This is a genomic window from Sphingomonas sp. ERG5 (assembly GCF_000803065.1).
Taxonomy (GTDB): Bacteria; Pseudomonadota; Alphaproteobacteria; order Sphingomonadales; family Sphingomonadaceae; genus Sphingomonas.
Map to the genome: position 1 here is coordinate 100,065 of NZ_JSXI01000024.1, position 13,099 is coordinate 113,163.

General features: G+C 62.0%; 9 protein-coding genes. 1 reads left to right on the top strand and 8 read right to left on the bottom strand.

Annotation, left to right across the window (positions count from 1 at the left end):
* Window positions 1-13: 13 nt before the first annotated feature.
* Window positions 14-3,493: a DNA polymerase III subunit alpha gene (dnaE, locus tag OO12_RS09085; protein WP_034158343.1), complete on the bottom strand. Its 3,480-nt coding sequence runs from the start codon at window positions 3,491-3,493 to the stop codon at window positions 14-16.
* A gap of 331 nt (window positions 3,494-3,824) precedes the next feature.
* On the opposite strand from dnaE, the gene OO12_RS09090 reads away from it, so the two are divergent.
* Window positions 3,825-5,057, top strand: coding sequence for a calcium-binding protein (locus tag OO12_RS09090; protein WP_034158344.1), 1,233 nt, complete (start codon window positions 3,825-3,827; stop codon window positions 5,055-5,057).
* Here the strand turns inward: OO12_RS09090 and OO12_RS09095 are convergent.
* The 7 genes from OO12_RS09095 to OO12_RS09120 all read right to left on the bottom strand — a co-directional run bounded on the left by OO12_RS09095 (window position 5,054) and on the right by OO12_RS09120 (window position 13,009).
* Window positions 5,054-5,545: a glutathione peroxidase gene (locus tag OO12_RS09095; protein ID WP_034158345.1), complete on the bottom strand. Its 492-nt coding sequence runs from the start codon at window positions 5,543-5,545 to the stop codon at window positions 5,054-5,056. The genes OO12_RS09090 and OO12_RS09095 overlap by 4 nt on opposite strands.
* Window positions 5,542-6,144 carry a GNAT family N-acetyltransferase gene (locus OO12_RS09100; RefSeq protein WP_034158346.1) on the bottom strand — a complete coding sequence of 201 codons (603 nt, stop codon included), beginning with the start codon at window positions 6,142-6,144 and terminating at the stop codon, window positions 5,542-5,544. Before OO12_RS09100 ends, OO12_RS09095 begins: the two co-directional genes overlap by 4 nt.
* 45 nt (window positions 6,145-6,189) lie before the next feature.
* On the bottom strand, window positions 6,190-6,864 hold the full coding sequence (locus tag OO12_RS09105; RefSeq protein ID WP_034158347.1) for an ABC transporter ATP-binding protein: 675 nt from the start codon (window positions 6,862-6,864) through the stop codon (window positions 6,190-6,192).
* 1 nt (window position 6,865) lies between these two features.
* Window positions 6,866-8,116 (bottom strand): lipoprotein-releasing ABC transporter permease subunit, encoded by a 1,251-nt coding sequence (locus OO12_RS09110; protein ID WP_034158348.1) that lies wholly within the window; start codon window positions 8,114-8,116, stop codon window positions 6,866-6,868.
* A gap of 441 nt (window positions 8,117-8,557) precedes the next feature.
* The gene (locus tag OO12_RS09115) at window positions 8,558-11,032 is read right to left on the bottom strand and encodes a TonB-dependent receptor (RefSeq protein ID WP_034158349.1); all 2,475 of its coding nucleotides are present in this window, start codon (window positions 11,030-11,032) and stop codon (window positions 8,558-8,560) included.
* Window positions 11,033-11,107: 75 nt separating this feature from the next.
* A complete protein-coding gene (locus tag OO12_RS27970; protein WP_152616333.1) occupies window positions 11,108-11,299 on the bottom strand; it encodes a hypothetical protein in 192 nt (63 codons plus the stop codon).
* 75 nt (window positions 11,300-11,374) lie between these two features.
* Window positions 11,375-13,009, bottom strand: a complete 1,635-nt coding sequence (locus tag OO12_RS09120; RefSeq protein WP_034158350.1) for a CTP synthase — start codon at window positions 13,007-13,009, stop codon at window positions 11,375-11,377.
* Window positions 13,010-13,099 lie beyond the last annotated feature (90 nt).

Genomic DNA, 13,099 nt, shown 5'->3' on the forward strand with positions numbered 1-13,099 from the left:
ACACCCTCTCTCGCTACCCAACCAGAGCGAGCCTCGCTTCGGAGGTTCTCAGCTCGACATCACTGACATCCTGAAGGGTCTCGATCCGTCCGGCAAGCTCGCCGTCGAGCAAAAAGTCACGGCCAAGCAGGACGCGGGCAGCGCCGCCTTCGGGAAGCGCCGCCCTGATCCACACCTGGCCACGTCCGCCGCGATGCTCGGCGAGCAGGTGGGCCAGCGCAGCCACCGCTGCCGGCGTGGCAATGGCGGCTTCGAGGGTGAAGCGAGCATGATTGGCCAGCGCTTCAAATGGCTGGATCCGCTTGATCGCGACGCGCGGCGCGTCTTCGCCCGGCCGGCGATCAAGCTCGACGGTCAGGATGCCGCACCCCCCATTGCGCGCGGCTTCTTCAAGCTCGGCGGCGACGACGTCATCGAAACAGGTCGCGAAGAACTGGCCGGAAGGGTCGGACAATGTCGCCATCAGATAACGGCGCCCCTTGGCGGAGGTGCGCCAGCGCGCATCCTCGACCAGCGCGGCCATCGTCGCGCCGGCGCGGGTGCCGTCGTCGGGGATGGAGAGTTCGCCCAGCGCGGCATAATTGCGCGCGCCATGCGCCCGGGCGAGATGCGAATGACGATCGACCGGATGCGCGGAGAAATAATAGCCAAAGGCTTCCTTCTCCTGCTCCATGCGCTGGGCAAGCGTCCAGCGCGCGCTGAGCGGAAGCTTGATCGCGGGCTCCTGTGCCTCGCCCTCGCCGAACAGGCCGCCCTGCCCGCTGACCTTCATCTCCTGCGTGCGCGCGGCGGTGGCGAGCAGGGTCTCGGCCACCGCGAAGATACCGGCACGATTGGTGTCGATCAGATCGAACGCGCCTGCCCCGGCCAGCCCCTCGAGCTGGCGCTTGTTGAGCAAGCGCGGATCGACGCGGCGCGCGAAGTCATCAAGCGTGTCGAACGGGCCATTGGCGATGCGTTCGTCGACCAGCTTCTCCATCGCGCCTTCACCGACGCCCTTCAATGCGGCAAGTGCGTAGCGGACGGCCAGTCCATCGCCGTCATATTCGACGCTGAACTCCGCCTCGCTCTCGTTCACGCACGGTGCGTGGCATTTGATGCCCATGCGCCGCATATCGTCGGCGAAAATGGCAAGCTTGTCCGTGAGATGCAGGTCGTAGCACATTGACGCCGCGAAGAATTCGTGCGGATGGTTCGCCTTGAGCCATGCGGTCTGATAGGTGAGCAGGGCATAAGCCGCCGAGTGGCTCTTGTTGAAGCCATAGCCTGCGAACTTGTCGATCAAATCGAACAATTCATTGGCCTTGCCCGCGGCAATGCCATGCGCCTTTGCACAGCCTTCGACGAAAGTCGCGCGCTGCGCGTCCATCTCGGCCTTGATCTTCTTGCCCATGGCGCGACGCAGCAGATCGGCGCCGCCCAGGCTGTAGCCGGCGAGGATCTGCGCCGCCTGCATCACCTGTTCCTGATAGACGAAGATCCCATAGGTTTCCTTCAGGATCGGCTCCAGCAGCGGGTGCGGATATTCGATCGGCTCGCTGCCGTTCTTGCGGCGACCGAACATCGGAATATTGTCCATCGGGCCGGGACGATACAGCGCGTTGAGCGCGATAATGTCCTCGAACACGGTCGGCCGCACGGCGGTCAGCGTGCGCCGCATGCCTTCGGATTCGATCTGGAACACGCCGACGGTGTTGCCGCTCTGGATCAGCTTGAACGTCGCGTCGTCGGTCCATTCCAGGGCATCGAGGTCGACAATGATCCGGCGCTTTGCCAGCAGTTGCACGGCCTTCTTCAGAACGGATAGTGTCTTGAGGCCGAGAAAGTCGAACTTCACCAGTCCGGCGGCCTCGACATATTTCATGTCGAACTGCGTGACCGGCATGTCCGATCGCGGATCGCGATAAAGCGGCACGAGCTGGTTGAGCGGACGGTCGCCGATCACCACGCCGGCGGCATGGGTCGAGCTGTGCCGCGGCAGCCCTTCGAGCTTCATCGCCAGGTCGAGAAGGTGCTTCACACCGTCGTTGTTGCGATATTCCTGCGCCAGTTCGCTGACGCCGTTGAGCGCACGATCGAGCGTCCAGGGATCGGTCGGATGGTTGGGGATGAGCTTCGCCAGCCGGTCGACCTGGCCATAGCTCATCTGCAGCACGCGGCCGGTGTCCTTGAGCACGGCGCGCGCTTTCAGCCGCCCGAAGGTGATGATCTGCGCGACATGGTCGGTGCCATATTTGCGCTGGACGTAGCGGATCACTTCTTCGCGGCGGGTTTCGCAGAAATCGATGTCGAAGTCGGGCATCGACACGCGTTCCGGATTGAGGAAGCGTTCGAACAGCAGCCCGAGCTTCATCGGATCGAGATCGGTGATGGTCAGCGCCCAGGCGACGACCGAGCCCGCGCCCGAACCACGGCCCGGACCGACCGGAATGTCATTGTCCTTGGCCCATTTGATGAAGTCCGCGACGATCAGGAAATAGCCCGGGAAGCCCATCTGGATGATCACGTCGAGCTCGAAGTCGAGCCGGGCGAAATACTCCGCTTCGGTCGTGTTCGGCGCCAGGCCGCGCTTCAGGCGTTCGGCGAGGCCGGCATGCGCATCGACGCGCAGCGCCTCGGATTCGGCATCACGGTCGCCGGCCAGGCTCGGCAGGATCGGCTTGCGCGCGGGCGCCGCGACGGCACAGCGCTGCGCCACGACCAGCGTGTTGGCGATCGCCTCGGGCAAATCGGCGAACAGCATGCGCATGTCCTTGGCCGGCTTCATCCAGGCGTCGGGCGAACTGCGTGGGCGGTCGTCGCTGGCGATATAGGTCGAATTGGCAATGCACAGCATCGCGTCATGGGCTTCGCTGAAATCCTCATCGGCAAAGCAGCACGGATTGGTCGCGACCAGCGGCAAATCGCGTGCATAAGCGAGATCAAGCAAGGCCGGCTCCGCCCTGCCCTCGATTTCGTCGAGGCGGCGGGTAAGCTCGATATAGAGCCGGTCGGGAAACAATGACTGCAGCCGGTCGGCATAGGCCATCGCACGGCCGTCCTGCCCCTCGGCCAGCAGCCGCGTCAGGCCGCCCTCGCGGCCGGCGGTCAGCGCGATCACGCCGTCGGTACGCCCTTCCAGCGTGGCGAAATCGACATGCGGCGCCTGTTCGATCGGGCGGTCGAGATGCGCCATCGACACCAGAGCGCAGATGTTCTGATAGCCCGCCTCATCCTGGGCATAGAGCGCCAGCCAGTCGAGCGGTGCCTCCACGCCTTCGGGCATATCGGGCCGGGCGACGCCAAGCATTGCGCCGATGATCGGCTGAACGCCCGCGCCCTTCGCCGCGTCGGAAAAAGCCATCGCGGCATAAAGCCCGTTGCGGTCAGTCAGCGCCGCGGCGGGAAAGCCCAGTTCCTGGGCGCGCTTGGCGATCGCCTTCGGCTCGATTGCGCCATCGAGCATCGTAAAGGACGAAAAGATACGCAGGGGCACAAACGCGGAATGAGGCATGCCAGCTTTATGCGGAGTGTGGCGCGGGATGGGAAGCACCGACGGCGCAAAAACCTGTGGCTAACTCCTTCCTTGCGCACAAGGGGGCATGACATGGATGACAAAGCCGATTGGTTTGTCGAGGTTTGAGACATTCAGGCTGCGTCGAGAAGGTCCGGCAATCAGCCCGCCGCGTTATCCCACGCAGCAAATACAGCCACTATGGAAGTAAATAGTTCACCCTGTCGCAAACAAGGAAAGAGACACTTGCGATTGATATTCGACCATGAAACGCTCCCTGCCAACCAACTCGACTCGCGTTCAACCGCATCAATCATGGGGAGCGATTTGCATGGCGACGTTCAATGGCACCAGTGTCAGTGATTATTACACCGGCACCGGATCGGGTGATTTCATCTACGGCAATGGCGGTGACGATAGCCTGGCCGGCGGAGCCGGTGCGGATTACATCGATGGCGGATCGGGGAACGACTTTCTCTTCGCGTATCTCGGGCTGGACACCGACACATCTGTCGACACGGTGCTTGGCGGGGATGGTAACGACCATATCTTTATCGGTTATGGCGACAATGCGAATGGCGGCAACGGCACCGATAACCTGTCGCTTTTCCTGAGCAACGCGTCGTCGGCCGTCAATATCGACTTTACCGGCCTGTGGCTGGGCGGCAGCGCGACCTTGGGCGGCGGGACGATCCAGGGATTCGAGAATCTCGATTCAGCGACCGGGACAGCGTTCAACGACGTCATGATCACGGGCTCGCCCGGGGGAAAGATCTGCAGCCTGCTGGGCCAGGATGGCAGCGACACGCTCACCGGCGGTGCCGGTATCGATTATCTCACCGCCGGCTTCGGCTCGGTTTCGGCACTCGGCACGGATACCTATTATGACGTGCTCTATGGTCTGGGCGGCGACGATACCTTGATGTTCGGGATCGGCGACTATGCCGATGGCGGTTCCGGATTCGATAGCTTCACGTTCGACGCCGGCACCAGCGCGACGGGTGTGACGATCGACTTCACGACCCTGTTCACCACTGGGTCCGACACCATTCTCGGCACCTATATGAACAGCCTTGAGGATATCGAAACGGTCTATGGTTCGCTGTACAACGACACCATCAACGCGGGATCGGCATCGACCAAGGCAGCGCTGTCCGGTCGGGACGGCAATGACACATTGATCGGGGGTTCGAGCAGCGACACGCTGACCGGCGGCACCGGCGCGGACATTTTGACCGGCGGGGCGGGCAGCGATGAATTCGTGTTCGGTGCAGGCGAGATTGGCGGCGCAAGCTGGGCGACGACCGACCTGATCACCGATTTCAGCCATGCTGCGGGCGACAGGATCCGGTTGTCCGGCATCGACGCCGTCGTCGGCGGCTCGGACAACGCGTTTTCGTTCATCGGGACCGGCTCGTTCACCGGTGTTGCGGGTCAGCTGCGCTATGACATCGCCGGCGGCGTGACGACCGTCTATGGCGACACCAATGGCGACGGCATTGCCGATCTGGCCATCGCCTTCAGCAGTGCGGTCACGCTCGTCAGTGGTGATTTCTACCTTTAGCGCGGCGCCGACAGCAGCTTTTCGATATCCGCTTCGATGTCCTCGGGCTTGGTCGTCGGCGCATAGCGCGCGATCGTCTTGCCGCCGCGGTCGACCAGGAATTTGGTGAAGTTCCACTTGATCCCGGTCGATCCGAGCAAGCCGGGCGCTTCACTGCGCAGCTTCTGGAACAGCGGGTCGGCGTCCGAGCCATTGACGTCGATCTTGGCGAAGACCGGGAAGGTCACATCATAGGTCAGGGTGCAGAAATTGGCGATCTCCGCCGCATCGCCAGGTTCCTGGCTGCCGAACTGATTGCAGGGAAAGCCAAGCACTTCGAAACCGCGATCGGCATATTTGCGGTGCAGCGCCTCCAGCCCCTCATATTGCGGTGTGAAGCCGCATTTGGAGGCGGTGTTGACGATCAGCAGCACTTGCCCGGCATAAACGGAGAGATCGACACTGCCGCCATTGGCGGCCTTGACGCTCAGGTCGGTCACTGCGGTCATGCGGTCGCTCCTTCGTGGCGCGCGAGCAGATAGTCGAGATTGGCGCGGACCCCCGGCCATTCGGTCGCGGTAATCGAATAGACCACGGTGTCGCGCAAATGGCCATCGGGCATCACCATATGATTGCGCAGCACGCCATCGAGCTTCGCACCGAGCCGTTCGATCGCACGCCGCGACCGCTGGTTGAGCCAATCGGTGCGCAACTGGACGCACGAACAGCCAAGCGTTTCGAACGCATGAGTCAGCAGCAGCCGCTTCGTCTCACTGTTGAGCCCGGTGCGCTGCACGCGCCGCGCATAGAGCGTGCCGCCGATCTCGACCCGGCGATGCGGGGCGCTCATACGCATGAAGCGCGTGGTGCCGGCGATCGCGCCCTCCGCATCGAGCACCGCAAATGGCATGGCCCGCCCGGCATCGCGCTCGCTCATCAGTTTCGCCATCCAGGTGCCGACCGTGGCGGCATTGGGCACGAACGTGTAGAACTGGTCGGCCAGATCGTCGGCGATCGCCGCGACCAGCGCCTCGCCGTCCCCGGGCTCAAGCGGACGAAGCGTGACATAGCGTCCGGACAATATGGGTATGGTGGTCCAGGCCGGCATAGGATCAAGCCGCCGAATTAAGGTTCGGACAATATAAGCAAATGGTCATGCCAGTCTTCCCTCGTGAAGCCGGACCACGCGGTCCATCTTCAGCGCCATGCGCTCATTATGAGTCGCGACCAGCGCCGCAGACCCTTCATGGCGGACGAGACGGAGGAATTCGGCAAGGACGATATCGGCAGTGGCCTCGTCCAGATTGCCGGTGGGTTCATCGGCCAGCACCAGCGCCGGCCGATTGGCCAGCGCGCGCGCGACGGCGACACGTTGCTGCTCGCCACCCGAGAGCTGGCTCGGCCGATGCGTCAGGCGCTGACCAAGGCCAAGCGCGGTCAGCAGCGATTCGGCGCGGTCATCAGCCTCGGCGCGAGTCTTGTCGCGAATCAGCTGCGGCAGGACGACATTTTCCGATGCGTTGAAATCGGGCAGCAAGTGATGGAATTGATAGATGAAGCCGAGATAATCGCGGCGGACCACGGTGCGCTGATGCGAATCGAGCTGCGCCGCCTCGCTGCCGGCGATCCGGATCGATCCGCTGAACCCGCCCTCAAGCAAGCCGATCGCCTGGAGCAGGGTCGATTTGCCCGACCCTGAGGGCCCGAGCAACGCGACGATCTCCCCTGCCCCGACGGTCAGGTCGACACCGCGCAGCACTTCGATCGTGACGCCGCCCTGGGCGAAGCTGCGTGTCAGGCCGGAAACGGCAAGGATCGGCTCATTCATCTCATTCATAACGCAACACCTGGACCGGATCGGTGCTTGCAGCCTTGAACGCTGGATAAAGCGTGGCGAGGAAGCTGAACACCAGCGCCATCAGCGCGATCACGACGATTTCGACCGGATCGGTCTTGGACGGCAGTTCGGTGAGGAACCGGATCGCCGGGTCCCACAGATTCTGTCCGGTGACGAACTGGACGAAATTCACCACGCCCTGCCGGTAATAGAGGAAGATGAAACCGAGGATCAGCCCGGCGACGATGCCCAGCGCGCCGATCGTCGTGCCGACCACCATGAAGATGCGCATCAATCCGACTCGCGTCGCGCCCATCGTGCGCAGAATGGCGATGTCGCGGGTCTTGGCGCGCACCAGCATGATCAGTGACGACAGGATATTGAACACCGCGACCAGGATGATGATCGACAACACGGTGAACATCGCGACGCGCTCGACCGCGAGCGCCTCGAACAATTGCGCGTTCATCTGCCGCCAGTCGGCGATCACTGCGCGCCTTCCGATCTTGTCGGCAAGCGGCGCCAGAATCGGACCGACGCGATCGGGGTCGACCGTCTGCACTTCGATCATGCCGACATTGTCGCCCATCAGCAGCAATGTCTGCGCATCCTCGATCGGCATCACGACATAGGCCTTGTCGTAATCATAGACGCCGATCTCGAAGATCGCGCCCACGGTATAGGAAACGATCCGCGGTACCGTGCCGAACGGGGTGGTTTGCCCTTGTGGGCTGATCAGCGAGATTTCGCTGCCGACCTGCGCGCCCAACGAATCGGCGAGGCGCGATCCGATCGCGATCTTGCCGCTGCCGGGGGCGAGGCTGGCGAGCGAGCCCATCACCACCTTGGTGCTGATCGTCGAATTGCCGCGAATATCCTGCACGCGCATGCCACGAACCAGTACCGCTTCGACCCGGCCATTATAGCTGGTCATCAGCGGCTGTTCGATCATCGGCGTCGCGCTGGTCACGCCGGGGGTCGCCCGGGCGGCCTTGACCATGTCGCGCCAGTCGGGAATTTGCCCACCAATCCCCTGCACCACCGCATGACCGTTCAGACCGACGATCTTGTCGAACAGTTCGGCGCGAAAACCGTTCATCACGCTCATCACGATGACCAGGGCGGCGACACCGAGCATCACCGCGACCAGGCTGATGCCGGCGACGAGGAAGATGAATGCTTCCCCCTTGCCCGGCAGGAGATAGCGCCGGGCGATCATGCGTTCGTAGCGTGATAATATCATGGGTGCCGGTGATGCCCGCCCGAGGAATGACAGCGCCGCTCTAGGATGCGCGTGCGTCGCTGGCAACTGAGGCACCCTGTTGCGCAATCGCCACAGGATCGCCGCAATCGAACCGAACCGGTCACATTGCCGGTGACAAACGCGCCCGTCGAACCTAGCACTTCCAACACTGAGACACAGGCAATGGCCGTGGTTCGGGGAATGCTTTCAGCTCCACCTTGAAAACAAGGTGTGCAGCGAGGGCGGGACAAAGGGGGCTGACGAGCGATCGTCACGCAGGCGCCCGGGCTGGAGACGGTCCGGGCGTTTGACATTTCCGGCCCGGAAAATCTCACTTTACGCGAACGAAACCTCAGCCGGAACGCCCGGCTAGGGCCGTTATCCGAACGCGACGGTCCGCAACCGGCCCCCTCCCGCGCACGGGAGAGGGCCATACGCACGTCAGAAGGAAGCGCTGATCGTCAGGCCATAGGTCCGAGGATCGCCGGGATTGCCGGCGATCAGGCCGGTATTGCCCGGCGTGGTCGCGAGCAGCTCGAAATACTTCGCGTCAAAGGCATTGCGCACCCAGCCGAAGACATTGAAGCTGTCGGTGCGATAGCCCGCACGGAAGTTTGTCAGGGTATAGCCGTTAATATCGGTATAGATCGACCGCGAGGCGTTGGACGAGAATGTGGTCCGGGAATTGGCGTCGGCCGCTACATATGCCTGACCGTCTAGTCCGAACAACCTTGCCGGGACGTTATACTCGCCGCCATAGGAAAAAGCCCATTTCGAGATGCCCGGGAGCAACTGGCCTGAAATATTGCAGACCAGCGGACTATTGGTGCCTGGCGCTCCCGGGGCGCCGATGACCGCGCCACTGCCGCCGCCAGAGAGTTCAGGCGGGCAAGGTGCATTTTTGAAGTCCACATATTTGGGGTCGGTGTAGGCGCCGTTCACGTAGACATTGAAGCGATCCGACGGACGAACGGAAAAATCGGCTTCGACACCCCGCACGCGCACCTTCGGCGCATTGGCGAGATAGCCGCGCAACGCAGAGGTCGAACTGTCGTTCACGATCGCCTGATAATCCTTGATGTCGGTCCAATAAGCAGTGAGGTTGAGCGTCGCCCTGCGATCCCAGAATTGCGATTTCACGCCCACCTCGAAATGGTCGACCTTTTCTGGCTTGATCTGGGCGAGCTGTGTCTGGACCACGCCTCCCACAACCGGCACACCGTTCAAATTCAGACCGCCTGATTTGAAGGTATGGGCGTAAGTAGCGTACAGCAGTACATCGCGCGTCGGCTTGTAAGACGCCGTCAGGTCGTATGTAAGATTCCATGCCTTATAAGCTTCATCTCTGAATGCCTGAGGCTGGATCGCTGTGCGCTGCTCGACCTGACGCGGTGTGCCGCCGCCGGTTGGGACGAGATTGCCCTGCCCGTCTCTGACGACGCTTACATAACTGCCGATCTTGTTGTCATAGTTGACCCGAAGGCCGGGTGAGATCGTGAACTGGTCGGTCAGGTCCCAGTTAAGCTTGCCGAATACAGCCCCGCTGAAATTCTTCAGGCGAATATCGTTATTGGCCGTCAACCCATTCAGCACAGTCGGATCCAGATAGAGCAGAGGGCTTCCGGGAGCGGTCGTGTCACGTGCCGTTGGACTGATCAGCCAACGGCTCGCCGCAGACCCCTGTTGCTGAATGCCAGTCGTATGGATGTCCTGATAGAAGCCGAAGACACCTAGGACATAGTCGAAGCCATTACCCTTGCCGGCATAGCGGAATTCCTGCGTGTACTGATTCTGCTTGGTCGGATTGTTGGACTTGGTCGTGATCGGCAAGCCGGTGAAGTCGCGATCGTTCTTCGGACCCCAGTCCCAGAAGCGCCAAGCGGTAACCGAGGTCAGCGTTCCCGAGCCCAGCTCAAGTTCGCCGCGTAGCGACACGCCACCAAGAATGTTCTTCGCGGCTAATTCAGCATCGACATCGGTCACCCGGTCAAACGGATTACGGCTCGGCACGACGTAATTCTGCTGCGCCGACAAAGCGTCATACTGCCGGTTCAGCGCACGCTGCGTGGAGCCATTTCGCACGAAAATCTGCGCGCAGCATGCGGGATCCTGGCGGTTATAATCGCCGGACAAGGTGAGTTTGAGGCTGTCGCTCGCATTCCACAGCAGGGCACCGCGGAAACCGATATTATCCTGCGCGTTGATATAGGTGCCGGTCTTGACGTTGTAGATCGTGCCGCGCCGGCTGGTCGTCGAGAGGCCGAGGCGCACGGCAACATTATCGCTGATCGGCCCGGAAACCGATGCCTTGGCCTGTTTGAACGCCAGGTTGCCGGCAGTGACTTCGGCTCGCCCCTCGAAATTGAAGCTCGGCGCCTTCGACGTGATGTTGATCGCACCGGCAACGGTGTTCTTGCCGTAGAGTGTCCCCTGCGGCCCGCGCAGCGTCTCGACTTGCTGAACATCGAGGAAATCGAGCGTGGCGACCGCGACGCGGCTGAAATAGACCTGGTCGATATAGACGCCGACGCCCTGGTCGATGCCGTCATTGGTCAGGCCGAGTGGCGCACCGAGGCCGCGGATATTGACCGACGAATTGCGCGGGTTGGACGAATAGAATTGCAGCGTCGGCTGAAGCTGCTGCAGCCGCGCCACGTTGAAGCTGCCGGTGCTGTCGAGTTCCTTGACGCCAACCACCGAGATCGCGATCGGCACGTCCTGCACCGCTTCCGCGCGGCGGCGTGCAGTGACGATGATGTCGGACGCGACCGAACTGCGCTGAACATCCTCTTCATCGCGCTCCGGCGTGCCCGGAACAGAGACTGTCGGCGTGACCTGCGGTGGCGCAACAGGTTCCGGAGCGGTTTGCGCAATCGCCGTCGAAGCCAACAACGCGGAAAGAGTGTGAGCGAGCATCAATGATTCCCCCTAGAGAAGAGCCTAAACTCTACTATTTCGGTGGGAGTTCTATCCGCTGCGTTCTTGAGCCCGCTAAAGTTGAACTTTACGCTGGCGCGAATCCGGGCTTTTTCGCTTTATCGCTTCGATGAAGTGACCCAAACAAGCGTCGCGCTGCGCCCGGATGAGCGCCACATCCTCTCGCTCGCGCAAGATTGATTTCGGAACCAGGCAGATCGTCTGTGGCACGGTGATGCCGGCCGCAACGCTCAGCGACCGCACCACTTTACTTTCTTATCGTTGGAAAACGGACGACGATCAGTCCCTGTTGCTCGCGACCAACAGGGAGAAACCGCGGTTTCAGACCAGCCGGCTTTGCTTCACCGCAGCTTCGACGAAGCTGGCGAACAAGGGATGTGGGTCGAACGGCTTGCTCTTCAGTTCGGGATGGAACTGCACGCCGATGAACCAGGGATGGTCCGGCCGCTCGACAATCTCGGGCAAGGTGCCGTCGGGCGACATGCCGGAGAACACCAGTCCGCCCTTTTCCAGCGCCTCGCGATACCCGGTATTGACCTCGTAACGGTGACGATGGCGCTCGCTGATGTCGTTGCTGCCATAGATCGAGGCGACGACGCTGTTCCCGTCGAGCTTCGCCGCATAGGCGCCGAGCCGCATCGTGCCGCCGAGATCGCCACCGGCCTCGCGCTTTTCGATACCGTCGGAGGTCATCCATTCGGTGATCATGCCGACCACCGGTTCATCGGTCGGACCGAATTCGGTCGATGAGGCGTCAGCAATGCCGCTCAGATCGCGGGCGCCTTCGATGCAGGCCATCTGCATGCCGAAACAAATGCCGAAATACGGCACACGGCGTTCACGCGCGAAACGGACGCTGGCGATCTTGCCCTCGGCACCGCGTTCGCCGAACGCGCCGGGAACCAGGATTGCGTGAAGCGGTTCGAGCTTCGCTGCGACGTCGCTGTCGGTCTGCTCGAACAGCTCGGCATCGATCCACTGGATGTTGACCTTCACCCGGTTGGCGATGCCGCCATGCACCAGGGCTTCATTGAGCGACTTATAGGCGTCGGGCAGGCCGACATATTTGCCGACCACACCAATCGTGACTTCGCCTTCGGGGTTCTCGAGCCGGTCGACGATATCGATCCAGCGATCGAGCTTCGGCGCCTCGCCCGGTTCGATGCCGAAAGCGCGCAGCACTTCCGAATCGAGCCCTTCGGCATGGTACTGCATCGGCACCGCGTAGATGCTCTTGGCGTCGAGCGCCGGAATCACTGCGGCCTGGGGCACGTTGCAGAACAAAGCGATCTTGGCCCGCTCGCTCGCCGGCAGCGGCTGTTCGCAGCGGCACACCAGCACGTCGGGCTGGACACCAAGCGCCGCGAGTTCGCGTACCGAATGCTGAGTCGGTTTGGTCTTCAACTCGCCGGCGGCAGCGATGTACGGCACCAGGGTGACATGGATGCTGACCGACTGGCCGCGGCCAAGGTCGTTGCGGATCTGCCGAATCGCCTCGATGAAGGGCAGAGATTCGATATCGCCGACCGTGCCGCCAATTTCGCACAGCACGAAATCCACATCGTCGGTCTGCGCCTGGGCGAATTCCTTGATCGCGTCGGTGACGTGCGGAATGACCTGCACGGTCGCGCCGAGATAATCGCCGCGCCGTTCGCGCGCGATGATCTGCTGATAGATACGGCCCGAGGTGACATTGTCCGACTGGCGCGACGGCACGCCGGTGAAGCGCTCATAATGGCCGAGATCGAGGTCGGTTTCCGCCCCGTCGTCGGTCACATAGACTTCGCCATGCTGGTAGGGCGACATCGTGCCGGGATCGACATTCAGATAAGGATCGAACTTGCGGATACGCACGCGGTACCCCCGCGCTTGCAGGAGAGCCGCGAGGCTCGCCGCCATGAGACCTTTGCCGAGCGAGGAAACCACGCCGCCGGTGATAAAAATGAACCGCGCCATGGGAGCAAAGGCCTAGCGTCGTTTAGGGTCGCGCGACAAGCGTGCGACTCCGAAAAGCTGTCGGAAATCCGCCAAGTGGCGGATTATGGC

Excerpts from the sequence above, each read along its gene's own strand:
- dnaE (WP_034158343.1), bottom strand. The coding sequence starts at position 3,493 with ATGCCTCATTCCGCGTTTGTGCCCCTGCGTATCTTTTCGTCCTTTACG.
- OO12_RS09090 (WP_034158344.1), top strand. The coding sequence starts at position 3,825 with ATGGCGACGTTCAATGGCACCAGTGTCAGTGATTATTACACCGGCACC.
- OO12_RS09095 (WP_034158345.1), bottom strand. The coding sequence starts at position 5,545 with ATGACCGCAGTGACCGACCTGAGCGTCAAGGCCGCCAATGGCGGCAGT.
- OO12_RS09100 (WP_034158346.1), bottom strand. The coding sequence starts at position 6,144 with ATGCCGGCCTGGACCACCATACCCATATTGTCCGGACGCTATGTCACG.
- OO12_RS09105 (WP_034158347.1), bottom strand. The coding sequence starts at position 6,864 with ATGAATGAGCCGATCCTTGCCGTTTCCGGCCTGACACGCAGCTTCGCC.
- OO12_RS09110 (WP_034158348.1), bottom strand. The coding sequence starts at position 8,116 with ATGATATTATCACGCTACGAACGCATGATCGCCCGGCGCTATCTCCTG.
- OO12_RS09115 (WP_034158349.1), bottom strand. The coding sequence starts at position 11,032 with ATGCTCGCTCACACTCTTTCCGCGTTGTTGGCTTCGACGGCGATTGCG.
- OO12_RS09120 (WP_034158350.1), bottom strand. The coding sequence starts at position 13,009 with ATGGCGCGGTTCATTTTTATCACCGGCGGCGTGGTTTCCTCGCTCGGC.